The sequence below is a fragment of the Gemmatimonas sp. genome, assembly GCF_041689975.1.
Classification (GTDB): Bacteria; Gemmatimonadota; Gemmatimonadetes; order Gemmatimonadales; family Gemmatimonadaceae; genus Gemmatimonas.
This window is the reverse complement of record NZ_JBDNFF010000093.1, coordinates 1-5,690: the sequence shown is the minus strand read 5'-3', so window position 1 is coordinate 5,690 and position 5,690 is coordinate 1. Positions and strand designations below refer to the sequence as shown.

At 63.0% G+C, this 5,690-nt stretch carries 5 protein-coding genes; 1 reads left to right on the top strand and 4 read right to left on the bottom strand.

Annotated elements, in window-relative coordinates:
• Positions 1–640 precede the first annotated feature (640 nt).
• On the bottom strand, positions 641–805 hold the full coding sequence (locus ACESNG_RS06405) for a hypothetical protein (protein WP_373068276.1): 165 nt from the start codon (positions 803–805) through the stop codon (positions 641–643).
• A 502-nt stretch (positions 806–1,307) separates the two neighbouring features.
• Between ACESNG_RS06405 and ACESNG_RS06400 the strand changes: the two genes are divergently transcribed.
• Positions 1,308–1,523 (top strand): hypothetical protein, encoded by a 216-nt coding sequence (locus ACESNG_RS06400; protein WP_373068274.1) that lies wholly within the window; start codon positions 1,308–1,310, stop codon positions 1,521–1,523.
• 67 nt (positions 1,524–1,590) lie between these two features.
• Here ACESNG_RS06400 and ACESNG_RS06395 read toward each other — a convergent pair whose 3' ends face one another.
• From ACESNG_RS06395 to ACESNG_RS06385, 3 genes are all read right to left on the bottom strand, one after another.
• Complete coding sequence (locus ACESNG_RS06395) at positions 1,591–3,048, bottom strand: ATP-binding protein (protein WP_373061203.1); 1,458 nt, start codon at positions 3,046–3,048, stop codon at positions 1,591–1,593.
• A gap of 349 nt (positions 3,049–3,397) precedes the next feature.
• Positions 3,398–4,756, bottom strand: a complete 1,359-nt coding sequence (locus ACESNG_RS06390; protein WP_373068272.1) for a hypothetical protein — start codon at positions 4,754–4,756, stop codon at positions 3,398–3,400.
• Between the two features lie 19 nt (positions 4,757–4,775).
• The coding region (locus ACESNG_RS06385) for a S8 family serine peptidase (protein ID WP_373068270.1) at positions 4,776–5,690 on the bottom strand (915 nt) is incomplete at its 5' end.

Sequence of the window (5,690 nt, the reverse complement as noted above, 5' to 3'; positions counted from 1 at the left end):
GGTTTCGTGTGGGTGACTCTCGCCCAACGACCCGCTGCGTAACCCCACCGAGCATGGCCGCTGACATGCCGCAGATCAACGACGACAACCTGAAGAGTAACGCGCGGTACACCGTCGTCTCGCACGGCTCCAATCCGCGTCGTGTCGGCCGAGATTCACCCACACGAAATCCCAACGCGCCAAATACATGAAGGTGGCCATTTTGAATCGACCTATCGGGAAGAGATCTCTGCGCCGCTGCGTTCTCCGTTTCTCTGCGTGATCCGTTCTCGATCTACCCGAGCATCGCCGCCAGTGATCTGCCGCTGAACGGAGCAGACGTCGATGGACCGTCTGCCGAACTGATCACGCAGAGGACGCGCAGGCGCAGAGAACGCGAAGAAACAGTCCAAGGTGAGGCCGTTGACGTTTCGGTCCGTTGCCATGGGCCGCATTGTCCGCTGAACTATCGGCCCCTTCCCGATACCCCTGTTGTTTGTCCGTGCATTTCAGCGGCCGGTCGCAGTGACGCGGTTCTCAGGCGAGTCGGCCGAGAATCACCCACACGAAACCCAGAAGAGTCTTTCAAATGAAAGGCTCCGACTTGCACCACGCGCCGTGGGAGCCGTAGCAGTGTCATAGCGTTTGCCGCGTCCGAGGGTCATCGCATGGCGGGCCGCCATCTGATCATCGAGACACTGGCGATGACGGCGTCTGTCAGCAGTGCGAGTGTGAACAGGCCGTACGCGACCAACCGTGGTGCCCATACGCCACCGCGTTCCTGAGCGTAGAAGTACAACTGCAGCAGCGCCGGCGGCACCACCACACCGAGCTCGTGCCCGCCCCGGCGCCTGTCACACGAATTCTCGCGAGCCATGCCGATGCGCAGTTGGCTGTAGTCGCGCAGCAGCGCACATGCCGTAGCACGCTGGAGTCTGCGCTACGGGCGACCCTGCATTCCGGTGATGTCGGCGTGACCTTGATGGCCCGGCGTGACGGGTCGCAATCGTTCCGCAAGCTCCCTGACGGCCATTCTTGATGAAAGAACCCCCCTCGACGCCTACATGAAAATACTGTGCCGATTGACCGATCCCTCTCTGAAGAGGGTGCGTTCCTGTCTGCGATTTTCACGTTGAACTGATCACAGAGAGACACAGAGAAAAGCAGAACACAGAGGTCCCTGTTCTCCTTTTCTCTTGGTCTCTTTTTCTCTGTGTGATCAGTTCAACCGTGCCGCCAAGGCAACCGGTCACCAACGGGCTGATGTCGCCACTTCTTTCATGTAGCATCTTCGCGAGCGGCACGAGACAGGATTCTCCTGGACGCAGTTGCTATGCATTGAGGGCGGATCATTCCTTCGCGAGGCTGACGGTATTCCGTTCAAGGCTGACCTGACGTCCGCGACGATTACGCGCGATGGTGGGAGCGCGTTTGCCGGCAAGTCGAATCGGCAAGTCGTGCTGTTTGATGAAGGCTCTGTTCAGAAATTTCGTGGAGATGCGGTGGTGATCGGCACGATTCACCTTATCGTGCGCCCACGCTGACCTCCTCGAAGGCTCGCGACAGCGTGGCCGACCATCTCGCGGCCTCTTTGATCGCTGAGCCGTAGTGTCAGACCGTCAGCAAGTCTTCGGCGGTGAAGCCGAGCACGGTTCCGGCCTGTATCGCTCGCGCGACACTCGGGCTCCAGTCGCCGCGTGCCGAGAAGCACGCGAGGATGAGGGGGCCACCTTGCGCAGCTTTGGGCAGTTCAGCGTGCAGGAGGGCGGCGCGGGTCCGCAGTTTGGTGAGGTCGTCATCGTCGAACGATCCCCATTTGCACTCACCGACCAGGAGCTCGCGCTGGGCACCGAGGGCGACGATGTCGACCTCGTTCTGCGAGGTGGTATCCCACCAGGCGCCGACGCGGCTCGGCCGGAAGGGCAGCCGACTCGTACGGCCGACCCAGGCACGACACATCTCCTCGAACGCGTGCCCCATGTAGTCGTCGAGCCCCGGGACGACTCGACCGGCCCACAGGGCGTCGGCTGGCGTGAGGCTGGTTTCGCCGCCGGCGAGCAGCGGTGCGACAAAGCGGTGCCAGAACGCGACATAGTGGTCGACGATTCGGTACCGCGTCCGGCGCGACGTCCGGGGGTTCTCCGTGACGGGAATGATGCGTGCGACGAACTGCATTTCCTCCAGCCACTTCATGGGTCGCGACAGCGAGCCCCCTGGCTTGCCGACCCGCTGCGTGATGTCTTTCCACGTCTGTGCGCCGGTGGCGATGGCCTGAATGATCGAGTAGTGCACGTCGGCCTCGCGAAGGAACGCGTCCAACATGCGCTCTGCGTCGTCGGCCAGTCGGCCGCTCGGATCGAGGATGAGCCGCGCGACGTTGGTGGCCAGATCCTCGTCCCGCCGAAGGAGGGCCAGGTGGCCGGGGAGTCCGCCAAAGATGCCATGCGCCAGGAGCACGTCCCGGGCGTCGTAGTCGGGAACAAAGGCCCGGACGTACTCGAGGTGGAACGGTGGGAAGTGGAGGCGTCCCGTGCGGCGGCCGTACAGCGGTTGGTCGACCTCCTCCAGCCGCCTCATCGCTGTGAAGTGCGAGCCGGCGAGAACGACCTTCATCCGGGAACCCACCCAGTGGTGATCCCACACGCTCTGCAAGATCGATGGAAGCGCCGGAGCAGCGTCGGCGAGGTACGGAAACTCGTCCAGGATCAACAGGAGCGGCGCGCCGGCGGCGCGGTCCGTGAGGTACCCGAAGAGGTCCTCCCACGTCCCGAATCCTGTGCCACGGGCCAGTGCGGCATCTTTGTAATGCTGGCCGACGATCCGGCTCAGTGCTGCCAGCTGTTCTGTTTCTGTGCGTTTGGTGGCTTGATAGTAGATGCCGTTGACGGCTCGGGCAAAACGCGCCAGCACCCAACTCTTGCCCGCACGACGCCGACCGAGTCCGATGAGTAGTGCAGGATCTGGTCGCGCCCAGACCGTGGCCAATTCGCTCCAGATGGCGTCCCGGTTGATGACCTCGGCCGGCTTAACCGCGGCGGCGGCTCCCTGGGAAGAAGGACGAGGTGGCATCGCAGTTCCTTTGCAAGCGCTTCTGGTGTTATTACATAAGTTGTAGCACTACAACTTGCAGCTCTACAAGTTGTATCGCTGCAACCAAAATAAAGTTACCCACTTCGGGCGGCTGCCGTCAACGGCGTCTGCGCCGCGCCCGCACCCGTCGACCCGCCCCGTCGCCCGCTCATCACCGTCCGCGAAGGAGAATGCGTCAGCGGGGATCGACTCGACGACGGAATCGCTTGCGTTCACAACATTTCGGATCCAAGGCGAACGCAACGTCGATCGCGGTCCACCTGGCTGGTGCGGACCACCATTCGGTTACCCGACGACACCGACCGCGCCCATCCCAGCGTCACCCTGTTCACGTCTCGGCCACCGCGCACGCCACGGCATACGTGACCTCATGGTTGGTCACATCACCGTGATCCTTGATCCGGCCACCACTCCCATCAAGGTTGTTCACCACGCGAGGCGGGTAGCTGTAACGCATCCCGACACTACCCACCACCTGCGTGGTGGATTCGCTGGTGCGCTGCGTGCCGTTCCTTCCGATGCCGCCGTACTGATCGTCCTTGTCACCGACCGCCTTCACATTGTCACCAGCCAAGCGCGATGAAATCGCGTACGCCTTTCCCACTATCGTATCCTGATACGAAAACGTGGAGATGAACGGACCCCTCACAATGCCATGCTCGATCACCTCGCGAAAAAATCCACGATCACCGTGTCCGTTGTCCTGACTCAGGCCGTCGTGCGAGAACGCGGCTTGCAACAGCGATAGCGAATCGGGCTGCACCCTGGGATCGGCGCAGAGTGCCTTCGCGCACGCCGCCATGCACCGCCCGCCAAGACTGTGACCGATCAAGTGTACGCGCAGCGCTGGATGGCGCGCCTTGAGTGCACGGACTGCTGCCGCCACACCGTTCGTGCCGACGCTCCCCGAGCGGTTCTTCATCATGTACCACGTGGTGAGATTGAGCACCTGTCCTACCCGACCGGCAATCGATTTCAGGGCGCCGCCGATGAACAGCGGAGCACCATCGCTGCTGCCACTGCCGGAGGCGCCGCCGCTGTCGAGCATCATGACGCCACCGTCGCCATCACGACGCACTGTGGGGAGGATGATGGGCGCTGCAAGCTTCGCGAACAGGTCGGCGCCGCGCTGGGCAGTGACTTCCTCGAATCCCTCAGTGGGATCGGCGTCGGCCGACGTGCCCACAAGGGACAGCAGGAGTGCCACGAACTCGTCCTGCGTGTCCGTGCTCGCCTCGAGTGCATCGAGCAACGCCAGCGCGCGGTCGACCGTGTCGCGCTGCCCGGCCGTCACGATGTCGTTGCGTAATACCAGGAGCTCCGCCCGTGCGTCATCGAGCGCCGCCGCTTCGCGGTCTTCGAGATGCTGCGCTTCGCCTTCGCTCCTGCTCGGCCCCTCAGAGAAGGCCTTGGACGGCCAGAAGACGCCAGCGGTAGCGTATGAGCGCGATGCAAGCGCGGGTGCGAGCTCCTCCCGCGTAATGTGCGCGCTGAAGTTCTGGAGAAATCGGCGGTACAGGTCTCGCGCCTCGCCCGCGTTGTTGCGAAAGCCATGCGCGATCATGAGCAGATCGGTGGTGCCGGTAGACTGCACGTGCGCTTGCAACGCATCGAGCGCCGTCGATGTGGGTTCACCACGCTGGTCGTACTCGAGTGCCTCGAACGGAAAGCCGCCCAGTGTTTCCATGTAGAATCTCCTCGAACGATCAGACGGCCTGCAGCACCTTCATGAGATCAAGCAGGCCGTGCCCCTGAAACGCGGGCTCACGACCGAGGTCGACGGCATTCATCAGGAAAAGTGCCTTCACACGCTCCGGTTGGCCGATGAACTCCGTACGTACCGACAGAAATGCGGCAGCTGCACCGGACATATGGGCCGCCGCCATACTGGTGCCCGTTTGTTCGCAGTACAGCACCATGCCGCGCTCCAGCGCCCGCGCAGCCGATTCGGACGGTTCCGAAAGCGTGGTGTCTTCCGGTGCGTGCGCCGTCATGCCGGGCGCGGTGGCCACCGACTCCGCTGCAGCATCGGATACGGGTACCGGAGCGGTCGTGTCACGACCGAAGCGCTCGCGTTCGCGACCGGCTGCGCAGGAGCGGATGCGTTCACCGGGTGCGAGCACGTCCGGCTTGCGTCGCCCGTCTCCGGTGGGACCTCGCGACGAGAAGTACGACACACCATAGGTGTGTGGCATATCGCGGTGGGTCGAGCCCACGGTGATCGCCAACTCCGCGTTGCCCGGATCAGTGATGCTCAGATCGCGATAGCTGCTCTGCTCCACGCCGGCACCCGTGATATACGACGAGTAGCCGCTGTTGCCGGCCGACACCACCACACAGACGCCGGACTTCACGAGACGATTCACTTCGGAACAGATGGGGCTCTGACCGCAGGCGAACCAGCGCGGATCAAAATCATAGCCGATGCTCATGTTCACGCCGTGCACGAGCAGGCGTCGGCCGTACTGATTCCAGCGCTGAATATCCTCGAGCGCGCGCAGCACCCAACTCACTTTGCCCTGCCCGCGCGTCTGCTTGTGCTCATCGGTGCGCGTGACATCGGCAATGACCTTGAGGCTCACCAACTTGGCCAGCGGCGCCACACCGCTGATCGACGTCAG

Bases quoted from the DNA above. Each gene is read 5' to 3' on its own strand.
- ACESNG_RS06390 (WP_373068272.1), bottom strand. From the start codon at position 4,756: ATGGAAACACTGGGCGGCTTTCCGTTCGAGGCACTCGAGTACGACCAG.
- ACESNG_RS06395 (WP_373061203.1), bottom strand. From the start codon at position 3,048: ATGCCACCTCGTCCTTCTTCCCAGGGAGCCGCCGCCGCGGTTAAGCCG.